We start from the raw sequence: 24542 nt of genomic DNA, 5'->3' as shown, positions 1-24542 counted from the left end.
GCAGGAAGTGCAAGGCCTCACTCGGACGAAGGGGCGCGGCAACTGGTCATCGCTGAATCAAGCTCCGCGGCGACGCATTTCCGATCGATCACCGACAGCACAGAGAGGTTCACGACATGGCATCGATCGCAGGCTTACGCTCCTGGCCCCGATGGAGTCGGTCCTGGCTGCTGCAACTGCTCAGGCCACCCGATTCGCCGACGCTGGAAGAAATAGCCACCCCGGCAGCACGGCGCGAGAAGCGCTTCTACCAACCGCAGCGCGACGCGTTCATCGAGAACGCGGCGATGGCGCGGGAGATGTACCGGCTCTGACGGCCACGCTGTGCCGCGAGCGAATCGCCCCCGCGGTTTGAGCACGGTGCAATGGGGACATCATGGAACGGTGAATCTCTTGCCTGGCCCCACGGTGACGATCAGCGACTCCGACGTCGAAGACGCGTTGCGGCGCGCGGTTCGGATCATCAACCCGCTGCTCGACATCCTGTGGGGCACCGACCCGTTGGGACTGAAGCAACGCGATGTCGACCCTGACGCCGGGCCGCTGGACAAGGTGGCCGACGGGCTCTCTTGGGTACTCAACGCGGCAGACGTGCCGGGCACGCGCGGATGGGAAGATCTCGACGTCGACGCCCGTATCCGCTGGTGGGTTCGGCGCATCGGTGCGCTGAACACCGTGGTGGTCGCGTTCCCGGGCGTGCTCGGGGCCGTGGCGCGCGGCCTGCCGATTCAGGACCTGCTGGGTTTCGTCAACCAAGCCATCGTGCTGTGCGCGGTGGCCCGCGAACTCGGCGTCACCGACCCCGATACCCAGGCTCGGATGCTGGCCGAGGTGTTGTGCGACCGCGATCTGACCGACACGGAGGTCAGCGAGCCGCAGGAGGCGGAGCCGATCTCCCGCACGCCGCTGGGCATCGCGAAGGCGCTGTGGCGCCTGGTGGGGTTGTTCGACGCCATCAGCGACGTGCTCGCCAAGCGTCCGCATCCGCGCACGCCCTTCCGCTATCTCGCGATGTTGCCCGCGGTGGGTGCTGTGGCGTCGTACTTCGGCGAAGGGTGCGCGCTGGGCCGGGCCGCCGAGCAGGCTCGCCAGTGGGTGGAGAGTCAACCCGGTGGGAGCACAGCGCGGTGATGCGAAATCAGCCCTGGTCCAGCCGGAAGTTCGCTCGCACGAGCTCTACGCTGAGCGGATAGTCCGTCAGCGTCGTACCGATCACCGCGGCAAGTTCGTGTACGGCCGCCTGGGAGTCCACCTTGCGGTGAGCCAACAGCTCGCCCATCCACAGTGCGGTCTCGGACACCGGTCGCACGTCGCCCGTCAACAGTGCGGCTCCCACCGCATGCAGGGTTTGAGGTGCCGCATCGCGCGCCACTGCACGCAGGGCGGTCTGGGCGGGATCTGTTGCAGCACTGGATGTTACGCTCCACCGCCGCACGACACGCGCGACGAGGTCGGCATGCGCCAGCTCGAGGGCACGCTGTTCCTGGGCGGGGGCCCGCGGCAGTGGCGGCACCGCCGAGGCCACCACCGGCAGGGTTTCCATCGCCGTGAGCGCGCCCGAGGCATCCGGGGCCCACGCGGTTGCTCCGAGCGCCTGCGCGCGCACCGCGTCCGAGCCGAAAGCCGGGCCGCCGACCACCACGGGCACGCCGGCAGACGTGCTCGCCTCGATGAATCTCCGTGTCGTCGGCAGTGCTCCCAGCACCGAACAGCTGACCGCGACCGCCTCGGGCCCGATGTCCTGGATGTATTGGCTGAGCCGCAGCGGGGACGTCGCCGGTCCCAACGATGTGACCCGCCAGCCCGCAGCGCGCAGGACACAGCCGATGATGGCGGCGGGCAACCAATGCCACTCCCGTTCGGCGCAGGTGACCAGGACGTGGCCGCGGGTCAGCGGCACGTCTGCGACGCGCTGAGTGACCGCTTCGGTAGCGGCCATGGCCATTGCCGTCGCCGCGTGCTCCTGCGCGACGGTCCATTCGCCACGCTGCCACCGCTGGCCGATGGCGCGTTGCGAGGCCGCCACGACGTCGGTCAGCACGGTCGCCGGCGCGACCCCATCGTCAAGGAGGTCCTGCACGAGCGCAACGATTCTGGGCCGATCCGATTCGGCCAGGGCCGCCTCGTACTCGCGCAGCACCGGTGCCGCCGCTAAGATCCGCACGTCACCGCCAGCAAAGCGATGTCGTCGTGGGCAGTGCCGTCGAGGTACTCCATCACGTCCTGCTCCACGGCCTCGCAGACCACCTCGGGAGACGCCCCGGCGTAGGCGGGCAGCATCTTCTGCAGTCGCTCGAGCCCGTACTGGCCTTCGCTTCCCCAGGCCTCGTCGACACCGTCGGTGAACATGAGCATGGTGTCGCCGCGGCTGAGGCGGAAAGTTATTGCGCCGTATTGGACTTCGGCGACCAGAGCGGCTGCTGTGCCATACACCGCGAGCTGCTCCACGCGGCCGTCGGCGCGCAAGACCAGCGGCGGCGGATGTCCCGCAGTGGCGAGGTCCACCCGGACCTCGGTGCCGTCGGGGCGCAGTCTCGCACACAACATCGTCACAAACTGCGTCGACGCCGGGTTGTACAACACCGAGTTGGTCACGCGCAGAACCGCCGCTGGATCCCGATCGAAATGTGCTGCGGTGCGGATACTTTGGCGCGCCTGCCCAGTCAGGGCCGCGGCTTCGACGCCCTTGCCGCACACGTCGCCGATCGCGACCAGCCAGTCGTCGTCGCCGCCGAGGACGTCGTAGAAGTCGCCACCGATGTCGAGGTTCTCGGCCGCGGGCCGGTAGCAGGCGGCCAGCCGCAGCCCGGGAATGCTGGGCAGGGTCGGCGGCCGCAGGCTCTGCTGCAGCACCGCCGCGACGTGCGTTTGCTGCTGATACATCCGCGCCGAGTCCAGGGCCAGCGCCGCCCGGTCGGCAACGCGCTGCGCTGCGCCGATCTCCGCAGCGGTGAATCCGGCGTCTGCCTGCCGCAGCAGCACCAGCGCACCGAATGTGACGCCCCGCGCCGTCAGCGCGACGCCCACCGCCTCGGCCGGGGCCAACGCGACCGCCGCCTGCAGGAATGGCTCCGCCGGCACCAGGCCGGATAGATCGCTGCCCTCGATGTGTTCATAGCCGCCGGCACTCAGCACCCGGTCCAGTGGGCGTCCCGTCAGTCCAGCGCGACCAATCCGGACGCCGGTCGGCGCCGCGTCCCCCACCAGCATCATCGCGCCGGTCTGCCGGTCCGGAATCACGACCATGGCCCAGTCAGCCATGTTTAGTTGGATCAGGTTGACCAGTTGCAGCGCGGCGCGCCGCGGATTGAGGGAACCGCCCAGCACCGTCGCCACCTCGTGGGCCAGCTGATCACCGGTCTGGGTGGGTGGGGCGCGGTCAAGTTCGGGATCGATGGTCAAACTTTTCCTCGTCAATCGGCGGGGTGGCGGATTTCCCTGCGGTGACACCGGCGGACCCCCGCGCGGACCTCAGATGACGAAGCTGTGAACTCAACCTCGATGACCACGGTACCCAACGGCGGCTGTGTGTGCTGTGAGTTCACGTGTGGGCTTGGGAAACGAGCCCCACAGGGCGAGGTCACCCATCGGTCAGTGTCGATCCAGGTGATATCGAACCGGGGTCACCTCGACGTCTCACAAATGGGCAGCCTTCTGAGGCTGGGCTACGCACCATCCATCGTGTTGCCGAAAAACGTACTCCTTGAAGGCAAGCTCTTCAGCCGTTGCGCGTTGGGTAACGTACGACCAAACTGCCTTCGTCCCAAACAAGGCACCGAAAGGGCACCATGTCCGAACTGCGACTCGGTCGGCTCGCCGAAGTGCATCCACGCGACGTCTGGCCACACGAAGCTCACGCGTTCACGCCCTGGCTTCTCGGCAATGTCGACGTCCTCTCAGACTTGCTCGGGATGGAGCTGGAACTCGAGGTGGCTGAACATCCGGTGGGGGGATTCTCGCTCGACCTTTTAGGTCGCGACCTCGCTGATGACAGTGTGGTGATCGTAGAGAATCAACTCGACCAATCCGACCATGGTCACCTCGGTCAGATCTTGACGTACGCGGCGGGCACCGAACCGCGGACAGTCGTCTGGATCACGACGGGGTTCCGTGCCGAGCACCGAGCAGCGTTGGACTGGCTCAATGAGCACACCGGTCCCGACGTGCGGTTCTTCGGAGTAGAGATCCAGGTGGTCAAGATCGGCGACTCCGAACCAGCTCCCAACTTCAAACTGGTTGCTCAGCCCAATGATTGGGGAAAACGTGTCAGAGCGGCGACGACGGGCGCATCCGAAATGTCCAAGCGCTCAAAGCTGTACTGGGAGTTTTGGGAGTTGCTCCTGTCCCGCATCGCTTCCGAACATCCCACCTGGACACGGGCCAAAGCCACTACGCCCAGTTCCTGGTATGACTTCTCCACGGGTTACGGCGCTATCGTGTACAACGTTTCGTTCGCCACGACGGGACTTCGGGCCCAGCTCTACTTCAACAGTCCCAAACCGGAGGTCAACGAACGAAATTTCGACCGGATCTCCGCACAAAAGGAACTCTTTGAGGCCGCGTTAGGCGAAAGCGCCGAATGGGATGATAAACCCGGCAAGAAAGGCGCCGCTATCTTCACCACGTCTACTTTCACTTCGGTCGAAGACACTGACCAGTGGCCAGCCATGCAGGACTGGATCATCAACCGATTGGACAAGTTTCGGCAAGCGTTCCAAGCGGTTGGTGGCGCCACTGCGTTTCGGTAACGTTTGCGTCGAGCTTCGACACTTTCCCAGTTCTGCTCCACCTCATATGCGCTAAGTAAGCTTAGCTTGGCGCAGTCGGGTTCGCGGGTGCCCGGATGAGGTGAGCAGTGATTGGTGCCGATTCAACAGTGCTGGTTCACTTTTCATCGATCCCGGATCGCCGTGGCAGAACGCATGGGTCGAGTCGTTCAACGGCCGGTTCCGTGATGAGCTGCTCAACTCGTGGCGCTTCGACTCGCTACTGGAAGCCCGCGTGCTCATCGAAGGCTGGCGCTGTGACTACAACGCCAACGGGCCCCACTCCGCCCACGGCGAACTCACCCCAGCCGAGTTCGCTCTACAGTGGACCACGACCCATCAACCCCCAAGTCGCATAGCGACTGGACCACTACGAGGGGCTCACCTCAGCGGAACTTCAACGCACTCGTTGTGTGTCGTCAGTTACCGCTCCGCCAAGGCTACAGACTATTCGCAGATCGGGTGTTCGCCCCATTCGCCAATCACGTTCAAACATTGCCGTCTTCATCGCTTCGATCGTGGCCCCCTCCCACTGAGCGGCCGTAGTCGCAAGGACAATCTCATCGACATGCAATGCGTGCGCGGCGGTAACTCTTTTTCGGGCACCGCTCATACGTTGTTTTCGACTCCCAAATGTGTTGCTAGACTTCGCTTCCGCCATTGATAGCCTCCGATCGGTAAGCGCGAGTAGATCGGTCTCGCATACGGGGTCTCCCTCCGGTCCCAATAGCTCAAACTCGGCTGCGTCGGTGTAACTGCGCTGAGAAGTAGACCGTAGGTACTTAGAAAGTAGCAATGGAACGTCTCCATTGTCCTGGAGCAGCTTTCGGGCAATGGGATGAAGATCGTAATACCAGGTGGGTTCTTCGACCGGATGTAGCCACAGTTGACGCTCGAGGGCGTTTACTCCAAGGCAGCGGTCGCATCGGATCATCGAAGCCAGGTCGTCCACATGGACAAATGCAGAATGTTGGCACAAGAGGCACTTTGTAAGCAGTCCTCGCCTGAGAACGCCCGCTTTGAGTAACCCATCTACCCTGTCTCTGGCTTCGGCAGTGTCCGTGACACCCGCAATCGCGCATATGCCCGAAAAGTGCAAATATCCCTCCGAATTGACTACGCATCCCTCGCCCCCGGGGTAATCGTCTTTCGTAGATCGCGACCGATTGAATGCGAGGAGAGCAGCCAAGAAATCACTGGCAACGAGATCAGTCAACGCCTCTCGGCTGCCCATCATTGAAGCCAGCACGTTCGCCTGCGTGCCTGCAGTCGAAAGCCGAACGGACATCGCGTGAGTACTTGCGCGTGAGTTCGCCCAGTCGATCAACGACGGGAAGCTGAGCAACGGACGAGCGAGTGATTGCGAAAGTGAAGCTCCTGATGGAATGAAGTCGGTTCGATGCGCCTGGTATGAAATCCCCCCTCTGCCCGCACGAACACGAGTGGCCTGGGCCTCCGTTGTTTCGACCAGCAACGCATCTTCAGGCAAAGCGGTCGAGACGGGAAGGTCGTAACCGCGGAGAGAAACGTCCACGTGCCAGCATGTTGACTGCTCGAGCGGCTCAAGACCCGGCACCCCGATCCGAGGAAGGGGCGGGAGCATTGAGAGATTCGCAGTGCCAGCCTCTGTCGTGACAGCAGTCGACCATTCGTGAGAGATGTTCTCCTTCAGGACGTAGTGGACCTTCCAGTACCGCGAAGGCGCTAGGGCGTCGGCACCCACCACCATCCACTTGTCATCTAGGTCCTTTTCGAGGATCAGGCTCGTGCGGTCGCGCCATTGTTTTGCGCGGGCTGCGATTTCGCTCTCTTCGAGAGTGGTGGATGTGAACAGAACTCTTTTCAACTGTGTCGATGCGTGCCGCACCAGTTCGTCGATTCCCGCTATGACGTGGGGACGGAGTTCGGTGTCCGCCCACCACTCTTCGGGGACCCAGATTCCGTATCGGTAGGTGCGGTCCCAAACCATAGCCAGAGCGAAGTCCGACGGTTTGTCACCCATGACGATCAGCGCGTCGGACCGTCGAGGACCGTACGATTGGGCTCCATCCAAACCGACGAGCGTACGCGAAAGATAGGTCTCGTACCTACCCTCGAAAGTGGCCGCTGTGCCAATGCCTGGAAGACCCCCAGCTTGGTATTCGTGTGACGAGAGCCGCCGCACTGCTGCCTTCTTGACGGAGTCTTCGACGTCTGCAGTGTCGTCGTTCGGCGTTTCACTTAACCCCCAGCGACTTGCTGCCGCTAGGCCAAGGGCGCCTTCAAGAGCTGGATTGGCACCGATCGAGGTCTCGCCGTCGTGAACGTCACTGACAGTTGAGACGTCCACAGGATCACCGGAGCTCGGGTGACCAGCGGTTGAGAACCAAATGTTCCAGAGCGCGGAGAACCGAGGATTCGCGACTTCCAGCGGGTTCAGCAGAGGTGATCGATAGTTGGAGCAGATTGCCGAAATTGCTTCCTGTGCGCGCGTCACACCGTCCGCCAAGTCGGCGGGAAGCGCTTCAGCTGGAGGCGCAAGGACACAGTCGGGGTCGTACTCCCGAAGAGAAGCAAGAATCGCCGGGTGTACGACACCTCGCTCTGTCGGCACGACTACGAACCCGGCACCAGCCCAAGATGTAGTCACTAGGTGAAGCCCTTGCATTGCTAATCGGTGCCAGTCGTCGGTGACCGGCACGACGAGGACAACGCGTGGTGCACGAAGCTGCATATGAGCCACCTCGTTGAAGTACGCGCTTTGATCAGACATCAGCACTCTCGTCTACGACCTCATGACTTTGGTCGCTGTGGGCGATGTCGGCGTCAGCCGGCCGGTCGGAATTCATGCTGCTCCGTCGTCGGGCACGGCGTTATCCCGCACCATATTCAGAATCGAAACAATCGTGTCGACATCGGCCTCGCCGAACACGTCGTCGGGGCCTGTAGGTGCGTGGTCGATGTATGGCGACTCGTAGAGCCGCACGGGTTCCATGAAGCCGTTGGCTGTCAGTTCGGTGACAATGAGGTTCACGAAGCGGATCTGGTCGGTATTGAACTTCGTGCCGTCCAGGTATGCGCCGAAGGCTTCGGCGGCGGCTTCGCGGTCCAGCCCGACTAGTGACCGCACGAACAACCCCAGGCCATGCGACTGCTCCTTCGCCAGTTCAATGTCGGCTTGCTCTCCCGTACCGCTCTCGATAAGCATCTGCTCCAACGAAGCGAGATCATCGGGGGTTAAGGGCTTATTGCGTCGTAACCGTTGCAGCGCAACGTGATCCTGGTGCTGTCTGAGATACGCGCGGGCCTTGGCCTGGAAGCGTTCCCAGTTGGTGCCGGGCGTGATCCCTGGAAGATCAACGAGGGTGGCTTCGCTGAGTTCGTCGGCGAAGTCGGTGTAGACCTGGTTCCGTTTCACCTTCTCCAGGAACCGGAGCAAACCGCGTAGCTTGCGCCGCGCGGATTCGAGCATCGGCAGAGTGACGTCGACCCACCACTCATCCCCGCCGACCTCTTCGAGAGTCCGCTCCTGTGCCTTCACCGACGGGATCGCTGTCTGGCTCAGCAGGCCGGTCGCGATGTTCTGGATCTGTTCGCGTAGCCGTTCGGCCGCGACGGCGTCGCCTTCGAGTTGGGCGAGTTGACGGCGCAAGACGAGCATGTCGAAGCGCTTGGCGTCCTCGTCGTCGTCCTTGTGGGCTGACGGCAGCCCGGCCAGGTGTTCGGCCACATCTCCGGCGACGTCGGGCGTCAGCGATCTCCACGCCGGCCATTGCGAGTATTGCTCGACCAGCCTGCGGTGTGGTCGCACCAGGAAGTTGTCCAGGTTCATCCCCGTGACGGCCCGATGGAGCGACCACGCGACATCGACCCGCAATCCTCGTTCGGTCTCGCTGCCCTGCCCCTCTTCGGGTTCTGGCTCCGAGGGCGGCCAGGCGTGGTCGATCGCGGTGATCAGCCCGAGGCGCGTTTCGAAAAGCCGCTGGTTCAAGGACTTCTGGAACGAGCCTTCCGATCCCGGCAAATCCTGGCTGAAGAACTCGAGGTTGCCGCAGAAGTCGAAGACGTAGAAGTTCTGCTTGTCCTTGCCGGGTCCGAATAGATCGGGCCGTAGGCGGGTACCGCGGCCGATCATCTGCCAGAACTTGGTCTTGGACCGGACCAGCTTGAAGAACACGAGGTTGACGACGTCGGGGACATCGATTCCGGTGTCGAGCATGTCGACCGATATGGCGATGTGTGGGACCTTGTCGGTGACGGAGAAGTCGTCGATCAGCGATTGGGCATAGGCAGTGCTGTGGGTGATGACGCGGGCGAATGTTCCTGCGTATTGCGGATATTGGACGTCAAAGCGTCGCGCGATGAACTCAGCGTGCGCCTGGTTCTTGGCGAAGATGATGGTCTTGGCGAGCCGGTCGCCTTCAGCTACACGGTGGCCCTTGCTCATCAGTTCGGCGAGCACCTTGTCGACGGTGTCCTCGTTGAATAGGAACCGGTTGATCTCCTCGGCGCCCACCTCATCCGGCGGGTCACCCTCGCCCCAGTCCAGGGCGTCCCAGTCGTCCTTCTCCTCTTCGGAGAGATCGGCGTAGCGGATGCCCTGGCGCAGGAATTTGGTGCCCACGGAGATCCCGACAGCAGGTACCAGGAAGCCTTCCCTGACGGCGTCGTCGAGGCTGTAAGCATCCGTGGGTACGCCGTCTTCGAGGTGGAACAGTCGGTAGGTGTTGTGGTCGACTTCGTCTTTGGGGGTGGCGGTCAGGCCGACGAGCAGAGAGTCGTACCAGTCGAAGATGGCACCATACTTCTGGTAGACCGACCGGTGGGCTTCGTCAATGACGACGAGGTCAAAGTAGCCGGGTCCGAATTTCCTAATGCCAGAGTCGGTCTCGTTGATGAGGTTCATCATCGTCGGGTAGGTGCACACATACACCCGGCCGTCGGTGATCTTCTCGGTCACTAGGTTCACAGTGGTGGCATCGGGCAGGTGTGCCTTGAACGCGTTGGCGGCTTGGGTCACCAGTGCAGTGCGGTCGGCGAGGAAAAGGACCCGTTTGACCCAGTTGGCCTCCATCAGCTGCTTCACCAACGCGATCACGGTACGGGTCTTCCCCGAGCCTGTTGCCATCACCAGCAGGGCCTCCCGCTGCTTTTCGGTGAATGCGTCGTCGATCGCGCGGATCGCACGGTGTTGATAGTGCCGTTCTACGATGGCCGAGTCGATCGGCATGTCGATCAACGGCTTGCGGGTGTCGCGGCGTTGGATTAGGAGCTCCAGCTCGTCCCGGGTGTAGAAACCCTGGATATCCCGCGGAGGGTAGCCGCCGGTGTCATCCCAGATCCAGTGCTCGAAACCGTTGGTGTAGATGATTACCGGCCGACGCCCTGTCATCTTCTCAAGGCAGTCCGCGTACAGCTTGGCCTGCTGCTGGCCGACCTGCGGGCTTTTAGCCGTTCGTTTGGCCTCCACGATCGCCAACGGGAGACCGTCTGCACCCCACAGGACGTAGTCGACGAACCCCTTGCCGTCGCCATTGGGCATGCCGGTGACCGGGTACTCGCGGTCCTTGGTGTCTGTCAGGGGCCAGCCGGCTTCGGCGAGCATAACGTCGATGAACCGATCTCGGGTCTCGGCCTCGTTGTAATCGCGGTCATCGGGCTGCTGGTTGGCCGCCTGGGCCTGCTCGACCGCCTCGCGCAACGCTTTGATCTCAGTGGCCTGCGTCGCGGCAAGTTCGTCCTTCTCCGCCAGCGCCTTGGCATGCGCTTCGTCCTGAGCGGCGAACTTCGCCGCGAGCTGAGCGACTTCCTGCCGGGTCAGCGGTGCAGCCTTGACCGCCATCTTTGGATCGAAGGCGGCCTTCATCGGAACCGGTTGCGGGTTGGTCGAATACCGGAAGGCAGCCCACAGCATCACGTGGTGCAGTTCACGCAGCGTATCGAGGGCGGCCCTGGGCGGTATCGGCTGTGCCTCGTGGACAGCAGTATTTCCGAGCTTACGAATCAGATTGAGCTTGTTAGCGATCCCCAGACCGACTTTCGACTTAAACGCCGGGTCATTGATCTTGGCGGCGAGATCGTTCTTGTACGGAATCGTCAGCGCCAAAACGTCATAGAGATAGTCCACCAATAGCTCCACGGTCCGGCGGCTGTAGAAGCATGCCGAACGTGGGTCGGTGGTGGCATAACTCTCTGCTCGCGCGCAGTCGGAGTACATCTCCGACCAATTGACCGTGCGCAGGAAGGCGAAGTTCGACATGCCGTTACCTCACAGCTGACCGGAGAACGCGCGGGATTGGAGGGACCTGAAGAGCTCGTTGATAGTTTTGGCTTGAGATGCAGCGGCGCGCGCGATGTCCTCAACCTGATTGACCCGTTCGATGAACTCCGTCTGTGCACCAGCGGTAGGTCGGGGGATACGGACGGCTTTCAGGTCCTCAACGTCGAGGCGTTTCGTACCGTGCGCTGCCGTGCTTACGCTGTCAAGGATCCGCGCGTGTTGTATAGCAAGCGCGGTATGGAGGAATAGCGGGTCGATTTCGACACGTGGGATCAGCGCCTTTAGATCTTGGTTGATCGTGCACCTCGTCTTGACAATCGAGATGGGGACAGTGTGAGCAAGGATCATGCCGCGTACAACGATCAGTATCGTGTCGCGCGGGATTGCCTTCAACGAGGTCGAGTCGAGGACCGTTTCTGATACGTGGTCTATTGAATCGAATAGAAACTTGCGCTTGAGGTCTTTAGGACTGAACCAGGGAAGTTCGCCCTTCCAATTAGCGGGGTTCGCCTTTGACGGAGTCCCGCCACCACGGAGAGTCACAAGTTCACCCAGTGGCTCGGTATCGCGAGCCGACGCGGCGGCTGGGTCGCCAAACATTTCGAAAAATATGGCGGTAGGCACTTCGTCGATCCGCTCGTCGACTGCCCGACGCGACAGGTCCAATTCATCGACCCGGTCGAGGATCGCGGCGATACGGCGCTGCTCGTCAAGTGGTGGCAGCGGAGTGACGGCGGATCGAACTGTATGGGTGCTGATGGTATTAAGGCCGGATGTTGTCTTTCCAGCCCGTCGGAAATGACTGGCCCCGGCCGGGGAATTAAACCACCTGGCCGCGAACTCGGGTATCAGAACGTTGCGATCCAGTCGGACGCGAATTAGGTGATTTTGGTGCACGCAGTCTGGAACTGAGCCGTTCCACATGGCCACTCGGCCTACTTCTTCGGGGTTACCGTGCCCCTCCACGAAGAGTAGGTCTCCGGGTTCGAGCCGAGTCCGGTCGATTTCGGTCTGAGTTGCGCAGATTGTCTTGATCTCGGTTAAATCGAGGCGACCGCGATAAACATTTGCTACCCGAAGATACGGCCTAGATAGCGGTAAAGAATCGCGCTTGCTTGTTACCTGGAGTCCGCCTTGGATCTCGCCGCAGTCACCTAACGACACGGTCGGCCACGTCATGTCAGCATTGCCTTCAACTCGACTAAGCCCGCGGCAATTTCCCGCTCTAATTTCTCGATCTCGGCGACGATCTCCAGTGGCGGTCGGTGCTGGATTGCGTCATGAACACTTTCCCTGTACCTGTTGAGCGATAAGTCATAACCCTGGGCGACGATGTCCTTCTTTGAGACGCAGAACGACCGGTCCGTGCGAGCTCGCTCACGTTCGGACCCTGCGCGTGCGCTCCACCGAGCCAACACGTCAGGGAGGTCATTTGCCTCCACCGCATTCCGTTTATCGTCGAGCGAGTACCCGTCGGCAGCCACTTCGTAGAACCACACACTGTCGGTGCCACCCGAGTTTGTCTTCGTAAACAGCAGGATTGCCGTCGAGACCCCCGAGTAAGGCTTGAACACCCCTGACGGAAGTTTCACAACCCCATCCAGCTTCTGATCTTCAACCAGACTTTGCCGAAGTTCTTTGTGCGCCTTCGAAGACTGGAACAACACGCCATCTGGCACGACCACGGCCGCGCGCCCACCAGGTTTCAACAACTTGAGGAACAAAGCCACGAACAGCAACTCTGTTTTTTTCGTCTTTACTACCCGCTGTAGATCTTTCGATGTCGACTCGTAGTCGAGCGAGCCAGCAAACGGCGGATTGGCGAGAATCAGCGTGTACTTTTCGGCGTCCTCAGAAGCACCCTCCGACAACGAGTCCCGGTAGCGAATGTCCGGAGATTCGATGCCGTGCATCAGCATATTCATGCTAGCGATCCGGAGCATGGTGTTGTCGAAGTCGTAGCCGTGAAACATGCTGGCGTGGAAGTGCTTGCGCTGTGCGGCATCGGTGAGTACTGACGGGTGCTGCCCGCGGATGTACTCGGACGCGGCAACGAGGAAGCCTGCCGTACCGGATGCCGGGTCGCAGATCTCGTCGGTCGGCTTCGGCGCCATCATGTCGACCATCAACTTGATGATGTGCCGCGGCGTACGGAACTGGCCGTTGACGCCGGCGCTCGCGATCTTCGACAGCAAGTACTCATAGAGGTCGCCGTTGGTATCGCGATCGTTCATCGGAATGTCGTCAAGCAAGTCGACCACCCGGGACAACAGCTGCGGCGTCGGGATAGTGAACCGGGCGTCCTTCATGTGTTCGCCGTAGGTCGAGCCGTCGCCACCGAGGGTCCGCAGGAACGGGAAGACCTTTTCCCCGACCGTCGCGAACATGACAGCCGGCTCCTCATTCTTGAAGCGCGACCACCGGAGCTCTTGCTGGTCTGAACCGAAACGGAGCAAACCGGCTGCGCCGAGGCGCGCTTTGCGCTCCTCCAGAGTCTCCAGGTCATCGAGGCGTCGGATGAAAAGCAGGTAAGTGATCTGCTCGATGACCTCCAGCGGGTTGGAGATGCCGCCGGACCAGAATGCGTCCCAGACCCGGTCGACCTTGCTCTTCAACTCACCGGTGATCACGGTCGAGGCCCCCTCAACTTCATCGTCATGAACTGAACGGAACTGTATATAGGACCTGGCCGACAAGTAGCGCGCAACACTGAGGGTCAGGACGACGTCGCATCATGCAACGATCCACATGGGGACTTGGAGCTGGATATCCCGCGGCCCCGCGCAGGGCGGTTCACTCACAGCTTGTCCACAAAACACAAAGGTCACGAACCATTCCTGGTTCGTGACCTCTGCGCCGCGGCTCAAACGAACCGCTCACTTGTGGGCGAAGGGGGACTTGAACCCCCACGTCCCGAAGGACACTGGCACCTGAAGCCAGCGCGTCTGCCATTCCGCCACTCGCCCATGACAACCGGGGCAGCGTATCACGGTCCATGACCCATCTTCCAACCGCTGTTCGCGCCCCAATCGCACCCGCCCGGAACCAAGCTGACCTGGGGTAACACGATTCTCAGAGTTCTTATGGTGACGCCCGACCTGCATAGACCGATACCATGGTGCGGAAATAACACAGGGGCGCGACACGCGGTAGCCCGCGCGCCTGTGCCGATCGGTACGACGAACACCTGAGACAGGCGGTGAAGATGGGACTTGTGGAGCGTTTTGACCGCAAGCTCGAATCTACCGTCGGCGACGCGTTCGCCCGGGTGTTCGGCGGAGCGGTCGTTCCCGAGGAAGTTGAGGGCATGCTGCGCCGCGCGGCCGCCGACGGTGTCCGCGCGCTGCAGGGCGGGCGGCTGCTGGCCCCCAATGAGTACGTCATCACTCTCAGCGCCCCCGACCATCGGAAGGTCCTCGCCGATCCGGACATCACGTCGGATACTTTTGCCAAACATCTCGGGGGATACATCGGCGAACAGGGGTGGCAAACGTATGGTGATGTTGTTGTCCGTTTCGAACAGTCGCCGAGTTTGCACAGCGGCCAGGTCCGCGCCCGCGGTGTCGTCAACCCCGACGCCACGGTGGGCGGTGCCGATATTCCAGAACCCGCACCACCCGCCGCGCCACAATCAGACCGTGCGTCGAACGCAGAACCAGGAGTACCACCGATGAGCGACAATCCGAGCCACCGCGGCGGCCCAGGGCAGGGACGACCGGGGGACGAGTACTACGACGACCGTTACGGTCGCCCGGAGGACGCTCCCGACCCCCGCGCCGGCTACGCCCCGCAGGCCCCGCCGCCCCCGCCGGAGTCGGGCGGCCACTACCCCCCGCAGGGTGAGCCCAACTACCCCCCACGCCAGGGTGGCTACCCGGACCAGGGTGGCTACGCCCCGTCCTATGAGCAGCGCCCGCCCGCCGGTGGGTACGGCCCGCCGCCGCCCTCGGGCGGCTACGACCAGGGCTACCGCCAGCCGTACGGTCCCCCCGCCGGTGGCTACGGCGAACCGCCGCGTGGCGACTACAACTACGGCCGTCCCCCGGCCCCGGACTACGGGCGCCCCGAAGGCCGGCCCGACCCGCGCGGCGGCTACCCGGATCAGGGTGGCTACGAGCAGGGTTACCAGGGCGCACCGAACTACGGTCGGCCCGACTACGGCCAGCCCGAGCCCGGCCCCGGCCGTGGCTATGAGGGTGGCTACGGCGAACCGCCGCGTGGCGACTACGACTACGGTCAGCCGCCCGCCCAGGGTGGCTACGCCGACTACGGCCAGCCCGCGCCCGCCGGTGATTACCCCGGCGCCGCCACGGTGACCCTGCAGCTCGACGACGGCAGCGGCCGCACCTACCAGCTGCGGGAGGGCGCCAACGTCGTCGGCCGCGGTCAGGACGCGCAGTTCCGGCTGCCCGACACCGGGGTCTCGCGCCGGCACCTGGAGATCCGGTGGGACGGGCAGGTCGCGCTGCTGTCCGATCTGAACTCCACCAACGGCACCACGGTCAACAACGCGCCGGTCCAGGAGTGGCAGCTGGCCGACGGCGACGTCATCCGTCTGGGTCACTCTGAGATCGTCGTTCGCGTGCACTGAGCCCGGCCTCACAACGCCAACTCAGGCGACGCGCACGAGCTTCGCCCTCACGCCGGTGACTGCACAAGTATCGTGACGTTGCCGATCGATGACGGGAAGGACGCCAGATGCAGGGTTTAGTGCTGCAGCTGACGCGCGCCGGTTTCCTGTTGATGCTCTGGTTGTTCATCTGGTCGGTGCTGCGGATCCTGCGCACCGACATCTACGCGCCCACCGGCGCGGTGATGGTCCGTCGCGGCCTGGCGTTGCGCGGCACCCTGCTGCCGGCCCGGCAGAACCGGACCACGCCGCGCTACCTGGTGGTCACCGCCGGCTCGCTGGCCGGCACCCGGATCACGTTGGGCGCCCAACCGGTGCTGATCGGCCGCGCGGACGACTCCACGCTGGTCCTCACCGACGACTACGCCTCGACGCGCCACGCGCGGCTGTCACCACGAGGTTCGGATTGGTATGTCGAGGATCTAGGATCAACCAACGGCACATACCTTGATAGGTCAAAGGTGACGACCGCCGTAAAGGTCCCCGTAGGCACGCCGGTGCGAATCGGCAAGACAGCAATCGAGTTACGTCCGTGACCCTAGGTCTGCGCTACGCCGCGCGCAGCGACCGCGGCCTGGTACGCGCCAACAACGAAGATTCGGTGTACGCCGGCGCCCGGTTGCTCGCTCTCGCCGACGGCATGGGTGGCCACGCCGCCGGCGAGGTCGCCTCCCAGTTGGTGATCGCCGCCCTGGCCCATCTCGACGACGACGAACCCGGCGGCGACCTGCTCAGCAAGCTCAACGAGGCCGTCCATCAGGGCAACTCGGCGATTGCTGCCCATGTCGAGGCGGACCCCGATCTCGAGGGCATGGGCACCACGCTGACGGCCATCCTGTTCGCCGGCAACCGCCTTGGCCTGATCCACATCGGCGATTCCCGCGGCTATCTGCTGCGCGACGGCGAGCTGAACCAGATCACCAAGGACGACACGTTCGTGCAGACCCTCGTCGACGAGGGCCGGATCACCGCCGAAGAGGCGCACAGCCACCCGCAGCGCTCGCTGATCATGCGCGCGCTGACCGGGCACGAGGTCGAACCCACGCTGATCATGCGCGAGGCGCGCGTCGGTGACCGTTACCTGTTGTGCTCCGACGGCCTGTCGGACCCGGTCAGCCAGGAGACCATCCTGGAGGCGCTGCAGATCGAGGACGTCGTCGAAAGCGCCGACCGTCTCATCGAACTCGCGCTGCGCGGCGGCGGCCCGGACAACGTGACCGTGGTGGTCGCCGACGTGGTCGACTACGACTACGGCCAGACCCAGCCGATCCTGGCCGGGGCGGTCTCCGGCGACGACGGCGAAGGCACCGCTCCCCCGAACACCGCCGCCGGGCGCGCCTCGGCGATCAATCCGCGCAAGCCCGCCGCCAAACGCGTTGTGGCCGAGGCCGATGAACCGGTGCGCAAGCCCCGGTCGCGCCGCCGCATGGCGATCGCCGCGGTGCTGGTCGTGCTGGTGGTGCTGGCCGGCCTGGCGATCGGTCGCCAGATTGTCCGGAACAACTACTACGTCACCGAGCACGACGGCACCGTGTCCATCATGCGCGGCGTCCAGGGCTCGCTGCTGGGTCTTTCGATGTCCGAGCCGTTCCTGCTCGGGTGCCTCAACGAGCGCAACGAGCTGTCCCAGATCAGCTACGGCGAGCAGCAATTCGCCTGCCGTCTCATGCAATTGGGCGACCTGCGGCCATCTGAGCGCGCCCAGGTCGCCGCCGGCCTGCCGGGTGGATCGCTCGATGACGCGATCGCCCAACTGCGTCGGCTCGCCGAAACCTCGCTGCTGCCGGTGTGCGAACCGCCGGCGACCGCCCCGACTCCGCGGCCGGCACCGGAACCCCGCACGCACTCCCCGGGTCCGTCGAGCCGGCCCGGTCCCGCCCCGGCACCGCCCACCGCCACGCCCACCTCCGAGACCGAGCTCCCCGCGACCGAGCAGCCCACCCGAACCGACGCTGCCCCAACCGAATCCGCTCCCCGCCGGCGCCGCCGCCCGCCGCGACCCCGGCACCGCCACCCACCAGGACGACGCTGCCCCCGGCGCCGCAGAAGCCGGGTACGGACTGCCGGACGGCCGCATGAGCAGTCGGCGAGTAGCGAGCTCAGGCCCATGACCACGGCACCGCAGTCCCCGGTGGCGGTCAAACCGCCACTGCCGAATCGCCGCAATGCCGAGCTGTTGCTGTTGTGTTTCGCCGCGGCGATCACCACCGCGGCCCTGCTGCTCGTCGAGATCAACCAGGAGCAGGCCCTCTCGGCCGACCTGTTGGCCTACACCGCCGGTTTTCTCGCGCTCTTCGGCGGCGCGCACCTGGCGATCCGGCGCTTCGCGCCCTACGCCGACCCGCTGCTGCTGCCGGTCGTCGCGTTGCTCAACGGTCTGGGCCTGGTGATGATCCACCGCCTGGATTTGGTGCGGGTGGCAATCGCCGACGAAACCCCCAGTGCCAACCAGCAATTGCTGTGGACCCTGGTGGGTGTGCTCGGCTTCATCGCGGTGGTCGTCGCGCTCAAGGATCACCGGCAGCTGTCGCGCTACGGCTACGTCTGCGGCCTGGCCGGGCTGGTCCTGCTGGTCATCCCGGCGCTGCTGCCCGCGAAGTACTCCGAGGAGTACGGCGCCAAGATCTGGATTCGCTTCGAGGGCTTCTCGATACAGCCCGCCGAGTTCTCCAAGATTCTGCTGCTGATCTTCTTCGCCTCCGTGCTGGTGTCCAAGCGCACGCTGTTCACCAGCGCCGGCAAGCATGTGCTGGGCCTGGATCTGCCCCGGCCCCGCGACCTGGCTCCGCTGCTGGCCGCCTGGGTCGCCTCGATCGGCGTGATGATCTTCGAGAAGGACCTCGGCACCTCGCTGCTGCTGTACGCCTCGTTCCTGCTGATGGTCTACATCGCCACCGAGCGGCTCAGTTGGGTGCTGATCGGGCTGGGCCTGTTCGCCGCCGGCAGCATCGCCGCCTACTACCTCTTCGCCCACGTCCGCGTGCGGGTACAGAACTGGCTGGACCCGTTCGCCGATCCCGACGGCGCCGGCTACCAGACCATCCAGTCGCTGTTCAGCTTCGCCACCGGCGGCATCTTCGGCACCGGCCTGGGCAACGGGCAACCCGGCACGGTGCCCGCCGCCTCGACGGACTTCATCATCGCCGCGATCGGTGAGGAACTCGGCCTCGTCGGCCTCGCCGGCGTACTCATGCTCTACACCATCGTGATCATCCGGGGCCTGCGTACCGCGATCGCCGTGCGGGACAGCTTCGGCAAGCTGCTGGCGGCCGGGCTGGCGGGCACGTTGGGCATCCAGTTGTTCATCGTCGTCGGCGGCGTCACCAACCTGATCCCGCTGACCGGCCTCACCACGCCGTGGATGTCCTACGGCGGCTCGTCGCTGGTGGCCAACTATCTGCTCCTGGCGATCCTTATCCGGATCTCGCACAACGCGCGCCGGCCCATCAACACCGGGCCGCAGCCGGCCGTGCAACCGCCCATCGCCGTCGCCAGCACCGAGGTGATCGAGAAGGTATGAACACCTCCCTGCGCCGCGTCTCGATGACGCTGATGGCCCTGATCGTGCTGCTGCTCGGCAACGCGACGCTGACCCAGGTGTTCACCGCCGATGGTCTGCGTGCCGACCCGCGCAACCAGCGCGTGCTGCTCGACGAGTACTCGCGGCAACGCGGCCAGATCTCGGCCGAGGGCCAGCTGCTGGCCTACTCGGTGTCCACCGAGGGCCGCTACCGCTATCTCCGGGTGTATCCGGATCCCCTGGTCTACGCGCCGATCACCGGCTTCTACTCGCTCAGCTATTCGAGCACCGGGTTGGAGCGGGCCGAGGACAGCATCCTCAACGGATCCGATCAGCGCCTGTTCGGCCGCCGGTTGGCCGACTTCTTCACCGGCCGCGACCCGCGCGGCGGCAGCGTGGACACCACGATCGTGCCGCGCGTGCAGCGGGCCGCGTGGGACGGCCTGCAGCGCGGGTGCAGCGGACCCTGCAAGGGTGCCGTCGTCGCGCTGGACCCGTCCACCGGGCGGATCCTCGCGATGGTGTCCTCGCCGTCGTATGACCCCAACCGGCTGGCCACCCACGACACCGCCGCGCAATCGGCGGCGTGGGAGAACCTGCGCGACGACCCCACCAGCCCGCTGACCAACCGGGCCATCTCCGAGCGCTACCCCCCGGGCTCGACGTTCAAGGTCATCACCACTGCCGCGGCGTTGGAGGCCGGCATCGACGTGGACGATCGGTTCACCGCACTGCCCTCGATCCCGCTGCCGGACAGCACCGCGGCGCTGGAGAACTACGGCGGGGCGCCGTGCGGGTCCGGCCAGACGGCCTCGCTGCAGGAAGCCTTCGCGCGGTCCTGCAACACCGCGTTCGTCCAGATGGGGCTGCGCATCGGCGCCGACCGGCTGCGCGACACCGCGGCGGCCTTCGGCCTCGACACGCCTCCGGAGCCGATCCCGTTGCAGGTCGCCGAGTCCACCGTGGGCCCCATCTCCGACCGGGCGGCGCTGGGGATGACGGCCATCGGTCAGCGCGACGTCGCGATGACCCCGCTGCAGAACGCCCTCGTGGCGGCCACCATCGCCAACAACGGCGTCGCCATGCAGCCGTACCTGGTGAACAGCCTTAAAGGCCCCGACCTGGCAAACATTTCCAGCACCGTCCCCTACGAGCAGGAGCGTGCGGTGTCTCCGCAGGTCGCCGCTAAACTAACGGATTTGATGATCGACGCCGAACAGTCCACCCAGCAGGCTGGGTCCATCCCCGGCGTCCAGATCGCGTCCAAGACAGGTACCGCCGAACATGGAACCGACCCGCGTAACACGCCGCCCCACGCGTGGTACATCGCTTTCGCGCCCGCCAAAGACCCGAAGGTCGCCATCGCGGTGGTGGTCGAGAACGGCGGTGACCGCCTCGCGGCCACCGGCGGCGCGATCGCGGCACCGATCGGCCGGGCTGTGATGGCCACGGCACTTCAGGGAGGATCATGAGCCCCCGCGTAGGCGTCACGCTGTCCGGCCGCTACCGGCTGCAGCGCCTCATCGCCACCGGCGGTATGGGCCAGGTGTGGGAGGCCGTCGACAGCCGGCTGGGCCGTCGGGTGGCGGTCAAGATCCTCAAGGCCGAGTACTCGTCGGACCCCGAGTTCGTCGAACGCTTCCGCGCCGAGGCCCGCACGGTCGCGATGCTCAACCATCCCGGGATCGCCAGCGTGCACGACTACGGTGAAACCGAGATCGACGGCTCGGGCCGCACCGCCTACCTGGTGATGGAGTTGGTCAACGGCGAACCGCTGAACGCGGTGATCAAGCGCACCGGGCGGCTCTCGCTGCGGCACTCCCTCGACATGCTCGAGCAAACCGGCCGCGCCCTGCAGGTCGCGCATTCGGCCGGCCTGGTGCACCGCGACGTCAAGCCCGGCAACATCCTGATCACCCCGACCGGGCAGGTCAAGCTCACCGACTTCGGCATCGCCAAGGCCGTCGACGCCGCGCCCGTCACCCAGACCGGCATGGTGATGGGCACCGCCCAGTACATCGCGCCCGAGCAGGCCCTGGGCCACGACGCCACCGCCGCCAGCGATGTGTATTCATTGGGAGTTGTCGGCTACGAGGCGGTTTCGGGTCGGCGCCCGTTCACCGGCGACGGCGCTCTGACGGTGGCCATGAAGCACATCAAGGAGACCCCGGCGCCGCTGCCCGCCGACCTGCCGCCCAACGTGCGCGAGCTCATCGAGATCACGCTGGCCAAGAACCCAGGCGTGCGCTACAAGAGCGGCGGCCCGTTCGCCGACGCGGTGGCCGCCGTCCGCTCCGGCCGCCGTCCGCCGCGGCCCAACTCCGCACCCACGATCGGCCGGGCCGCTCCGGCGGCGATCCCGTCCAGCACCAAGGCGCGGGCGGCCGTCGGACCGGCCACCGCGGCGCGGGCCCGCCCCGCGACGGGCCATCACCGGCCGCCGGTGGCGCCGCGGCGCACCTTCTCCTCGGGACAGCGCGCGCTGCTGTGGGCCGCGGGCGTCCTGGGCACCCTCGCGATCGTGATCGCGGTGTTGATCGTGGTCAACGCCCGCGACGATCGGCTGAACCAGAATCAGCCCCCGCCGACCGTCACCGACACCGTCACGCCGGGGCAGGAACCGGCCGGCGAGGTGCCACCGGAAGCCCCGCCGGAGGAACCGTACGTGGAACCGCAGAGCTGGTCCCCGCAGAATTGGACGCCGGGACCGCGCACCGAGGATGCTGGTGTCAACCCCGCGCGGTCCGTGGTCCTGTCCACCGCCCACGCTGCACGCTCGACCCTGCCTACTGACGAGATACCGCAATGACGACCCCTGAGCTGCTCTCCGGCCGCTACGAACTCGGTGAAATCCTCGGGTTCGGCGGAATGTCGGAGGTCCATCTGGCCCGCGACACCCGGTTGCACCGGGACGTCGCGGTCAAGGTGCTGCGCGCCGACCTGGCCCGCGACCCCAGCTTCTATCTGAGGTTCCGTCGGGAGGCGCAGAACGCCGCCGCGCTGAACCACCCGGCGATCGTCGCGGTCTACGACACCGGTGAGGCCGAGACGCCCACCGGTCCGCTGCCCTACATCGTCATGGAGTACGTCGAAGGCGTGACGCTGCGCGACATCGTGCACAACGACGGGCCGATGCCGCCGAAGCGCGCCATCGAGGTCATCGCGGATGCGTGTCAGGCCCTGAACTTCAGCCACACCCACGGCATCATCCACCGCGACGTCAAACCGGCCAACATCATGATCAGCAGGGCCGGTGCGGTGAAGGTGATGGACTTCGGCATCGCCCGCGCGCTGGCCGAGACCCACAGCGTCACCCAGACGGCCGCGGTGATCGGCACCGCCCAGTACCTGTCTCCCGAGCAGGCCCGCGGCGAGTCCGTCGACGCCCGCTCCGACGTCTACTCCCTGGGCTGCGTGCTGTACGAAATGCTCACCGGCGAAGCACCTTTCGTCGGTGACTCCCCGGTGGCCGTGGCGTACCAGCACGTCCGGGAGGATCCGGTGCCGCCCTCGCAACGGCACGCCGGCATTCCCGCCGAACTCGACGCGGTGGTGCTCAAGGCCTTGGCCAAGAATCCCGACAACCGCTACCAGACGGCCGCCGAGATGCGCGCCGACCTGGTCCGTGTGCACAACGGCGAGAACCCGGAGGCCCCGAAGGTCCTCACCGACGCCGAACGCACCTCGATGCTGACCGCGCCGCCGGGATACCGGGGTGATCAGACGCAGCAGATCGCGGCGCCGGTGCCCTACGGCGACGGCCGCGGCGGCGGATCGGTGGCGCGCTGGCTGGTGGCCGTGGCGGTGCTGGCGGTGCTGACGGTGATCGTCACGATTTCCATCAACGTCTTCGGCGGCGACACCCGCGATGTCGCGGTGCCCGACGTGACCGGCGTGACGTCGGCGGATGCGGTGGCGACCCTGCAGAACCGCGGCTTCCAGACCCGCACCCAGCAGCGGCCCGACTCCAGCGTCCCGCCCGACCACGTGATCGAGACCGAACCCGCAGCCGACACCTCCGTCGGCGCGGGCGACGAGATCACCGTCTACGTATCGACGGGTCCCGAGCAGCGCGAGGTGCCCGACGTCGCACGGCTGAGCTACGGCGATGCGGTGCAGAAGCTCAAGGCCGCCGGCTTCACGGTGTTCAAACAGGCGAATTCGCCGTCGACCCCCGAACTCAAGGACCGGGTGATCGGCACCAGTCCCCCGGCCAACCAGACCTCGGCGATCACCAACGAGATCACCGTGATCGTGGGCGCCGGCCCCGAAACCCGCGATGTGCCCGATGTCAGCGGCCAGACCGTCGACGTCGCGCAGCGCAATCTCGGCGTGTACGGCTTCACCAAGGTGGCCCGGGCCGACGTCGACGGCACCCAGCCGGTGGGCACCGTGATCGGCACCAATCCCCCGACCGGACAGAACGTTCCGCTGGACTCGGTGATCGAACTGCGGGTCTCGCGCGGCAATCAGTTCACCATGCCGAACCTGGTCGGCCAGTTCTGGACCGACGCCGAACCCACACTGCGCGCGCTGGGCTGGACCGGGGTGCTCAACAAGGGCCCCGACGTACCCAACGCCGGCGATCAGAACCGCAACCGGGTGATGTCGCAGGCGCCGCAGTCGGGCCAGGGCGTCAACTACAGCGGGACGATCACGCTGTCGTTCGGCTCGTAGCCCCCGCCGTCCGCGCCGCCGGAGACCCGGCCAGGGCGTCGGCGACCTCGGTCTCGAGGCGCCGCACCAGACCCTCCTCGGGCGCGGCACCGCAGTACCCGAGCCAGTTGGCGAGCAACCGATGACCGCCCTCAGTCAGGATCGACTCCGGGTGAAATTGCACGCCGTGGATCGGCAACTCGGCGTGCCGGACGCCCATGATGACGCCGCTGCGGGTCTGCGCGGTGACCTGCAGCACCTCGGGCAGCGTCTCCGGCAGGATCGTCAACGAGTGGTACCGCGTTGCCGTGAAGGGGTCCGGAAGCCCTTGCAGGACACCGGAATTGCGGTGAAACACGGTGCTGGTCTTGCCGTGCAGCAGCTCGGGCGCACGGTCGACGGTGGCGCCGAAGGCCACGCCGATGGCCTGGTGTCCCAGGCACACTCCCAGCAGCGGGGTGGCGCTTTGGGCGCAGGCGTGCACCAGCGGAATCGAGGCGCCGGCCCGCTCCGGGGTGCCCGGACCGGGACTCAGCAAAACGCCGTCGAACTCGGCGGCGACCGCGCCGACGGCGTCGGCGGTGGCCAGTCGGGGGTCGTCGTGGCGCCACACCTGTGCCGTCACCCCGAGTTGCCCGAGGTACTGCACGAGGTTGAACACGAAGCTGTCGTAGTTGTCGACGACCAAGACCTGCATCGTCACAGGTTACC

The 24542-nt window shown here is 65.2% G+C and carries 16 protein-coding genes, 1 tRNA gene and 2 pseudogenes; 11 read left to right on the top strand and 8 right to left on the bottom strand.

Annotated elements, in window-relative coordinates; translation table 11 throughout:
- The first annotated feature begins 116 nt into the window (after positions 1 to 116).
- Together RCP80_RS00170 and RCP80_RS00165 are read left to right on the top strand one after the other, a co-directional pair.
- On the top strand, positions 117 to 314 hold the full coding sequence (locus tag RCP80_RS00170; protein WP_308480424.1) for a hypothetical protein: 198 nt from the start codon (positions 117 to 119) through the stop codon (positions 312 to 314).
- 70 nt (positions 315 to 384) lie between these two features.
- On the top strand, positions 385 to 1131 hold the full coding sequence (locus RCP80_RS00165) for a hypothetical protein (protein WP_308480423.1): 747 nt from the start codon (positions 385 to 387) through the stop codon (positions 1129 to 1131).
- Between the two features lie 7 nt (positions 1132 to 1138).
- Here RCP80_RS00165 and RCP80_RS00160 read toward each other — a convergent pair whose 3' ends face one another.
- Together RCP80_RS00160 and RCP80_RS00155 are read right to left on the bottom strand one after the other, a co-directional pair.
- Positions 1139 to 2164 carry a cobalamin B12-binding domain-containing protein gene (locus tag RCP80_RS00160; RefSeq protein ID WP_308480422.1) on the bottom strand — a complete coding sequence of 342 codons (1026 nt, stop codon included), beginning with the start codon at positions 2162 to 2164 and terminating at the stop codon, positions 1139 to 1141.
- Complete coding sequence (locus RCP80_RS00155) at positions 2152 to 3402, bottom strand: PP2C family protein-serine/threonine phosphatase (protein WP_308480421.1); 1251 nt, start codon at positions 3400 to 3402, stop codon at positions 2152 to 2154. The genes RCP80_RS00160 and RCP80_RS00155 overlap by 13 nt, the downstream gene beginning before the upstream one ends.
- Positions 3403 to 3788: 386 nt before the next feature.
- Between RCP80_RS00155 and RCP80_RS00150 the strand changes: the two genes are divergently transcribed.
- Both RCP80_RS00150 and RCP80_RS00145 read left to right on the top strand, forming a co-directional pair.
- Positions 3789 to 4748, top strand: a complete 960-nt coding sequence (locus RCP80_RS00150; protein ID WP_308480420.1) for a DUF4268 domain-containing protein — start codon at positions 3789 to 3791, stop codon at positions 4746 to 4748.
- 106 nt (positions 4749 to 4854) lie between these two features.
- Positions 4855 to 5112: pseudogene (locus RCP80_RS00145) on the top strand (integrase core domain-containing protein); the annotation flags it as partial.
- Between the two features lie 51 nt (positions 5113 to 5163).
- Here the strand turns inward: RCP80_RS00145 and RCP80_RS00140 are convergent.
- The 5 genes from RCP80_RS00140 to RCP80_RS00120 all read right to left on the bottom strand — a co-directional run bounded on the left by RCP80_RS00140 (position 5164) and on the right by RCP80_RS00120 (position 13991).
- Positions 5164 to 7518 carry a hypothetical protein gene (locus tag RCP80_RS00140; protein ID WP_308483052.1) on the bottom strand — a complete coding sequence of 785 codons (2355 nt, stop codon included), beginning with the start codon at positions 7516 to 7518 and terminating at the stop codon, positions 5164 to 5166.
- A 72-nt stretch (positions 7519 to 7590) separates the two neighbouring features.
- Positions 7591 to 11004, bottom strand: coding sequence for a DEAD/DEAH box helicase family protein (locus tag RCP80_RS00135; RefSeq protein WP_308480419.1), 3414 nt, complete (start codon positions 11002 to 11004; stop codon positions 7591 to 7593).
- 9 nt (positions 11005 to 11013) lie between these two features.
- The gene (locus RCP80_RS00130) at positions 11014 to 12204 is read right to left on the bottom strand and encodes a restriction endonuclease subunit S (protein ID WP_308480418.1); all 1191 of its coding nucleotides are present in this window, start codon (positions 12202 to 12204) and stop codon (positions 11014 to 11016) included.
- On the bottom strand, positions 12201 to 13655 hold the full coding sequence (locus tag RCP80_RS00125) for a type I restriction-modification system subunit M (RefSeq protein WP_308480417.1): 1455 nt from the start codon (positions 13653 to 13655) through the stop codon (positions 12201 to 12203). The genes RCP80_RS00130 and RCP80_RS00125 overlap by 4 nt, the downstream gene beginning before the upstream one ends.
- Positions 13656 to 13908: 253 nt before the next feature.
- Positions 13909 to 13991: transfer RNA gene (locus RCP80_RS00120), tRNA-Leu, on the bottom strand.
- A 239-nt stretch (positions 13992 to 14230) separates the two neighbouring features.
- Here RCP80_RS00120 and RCP80_RS00115 point away from each other — a divergent pair.
- The 7 genes and pseudogenes from RCP80_RS00115 (at position 14231) to pknB (ending at position 23852) form a co-directional block, all read left to right on the top strand.
- Complete coding sequence (locus RCP80_RS00115; protein ID WP_308480416.1) at positions 14231 to 15616, top strand: FHA domain-containing protein; 1386 nt, start codon at positions 14231 to 14233, stop codon at positions 15614 to 15616.
- A gap of 107 nt (positions 15617 to 15723) precedes the next feature.
- The gene (locus tag RCP80_RS00110) at positions 15724 to 16191 is read left to right on the top strand and encodes an FHA domain-containing protein FhaB/FipA (RefSeq protein WP_308480415.1); all 468 of its coding nucleotides are present in this window, start codon (positions 15724 to 15726) and stop codon (positions 16189 to 16191) included.
- Positions 16192 to 16295: 104 nt separating this feature from the next.
- A pseudogene (locus RCP80_RS25950) lies at positions 16296 to 16721 on the top strand (PP2C family protein-serine/threonine phosphatase); the annotation flags it as partial.
- Positions 16722 to 17762: 1041 nt separating this feature from the next.
- On the top strand, positions 17763 to 19175 hold the full coding sequence (locus RCP80_RS00100) for a peptidoglycan glycosyltransferase RodA (protein ID WP_308480414.1): 1413 nt from the start codon (positions 17763 to 17765) through the stop codon (positions 19173 to 19175).
- Positions 19172 to 20647 carry a D,D-transpeptidase PbpA gene (gene pbpA / locus RCP80_RS00095; protein WP_308480413.1) on the top strand — a complete coding sequence of 492 codons (1476 nt, stop codon included), beginning with the start codon at positions 19172 to 19174 and terminating at the stop codon, positions 20645 to 20647. The genes RCP80_RS00100 and pbpA overlap by 4 nt, the downstream gene beginning before the upstream one ends.
- Positions 20644 to 21984, top strand: a complete 1341-nt coding sequence (locus RCP80_RS00090; RefSeq protein WP_308480412.1) for a protein kinase domain-containing protein — start codon at positions 20644 to 20646, stop codon at positions 21982 to 21984. The genes pbpA and RCP80_RS00090 overlap by 4 nt, the downstream gene beginning before the upstream one ends.
- Complete coding sequence (pknB, locus tag RCP80_RS00085; RefSeq protein WP_308480411.1) at positions 21981 to 23852, top strand: Stk1 family PASTA domain-containing Ser/Thr kinase; 1872 nt, start codon at positions 21981 to 21983, stop codon at positions 23850 to 23852. Before RCP80_RS00090 ends, pknB begins: the two co-directional genes overlap by 4 nt.
- Here pknB and RCP80_RS00080 read toward each other — a convergent pair.
- Entirely contained in the window at positions 23830 to 24528 is a 699-nt protein-coding gene (locus RCP80_RS00080; RefSeq protein WP_308480410.1) for an aminodeoxychorismate/anthranilate synthase component II, read from the bottom strand. The two genes, pknB and RCP80_RS00080, sit on opposite strands and share 23 nt — an antisense overlap.
- Positions 24529 to 24542: the final 14 nt, after the last annotated feature.

This window comes from Mycolicibacterium sp. MU0053, assembly GCF_963378095.1.
Taxonomy (GTDB): domain Bacteria; phylum Actinomycetota; class Actinomycetes; order Mycobacteriales; family Mycobacteriaceae; genus Mycobacterium; species Mycobacterium burgundiense.
This window is presented reverse-complemented; position numbering and strand designations above follow the sequence as displayed.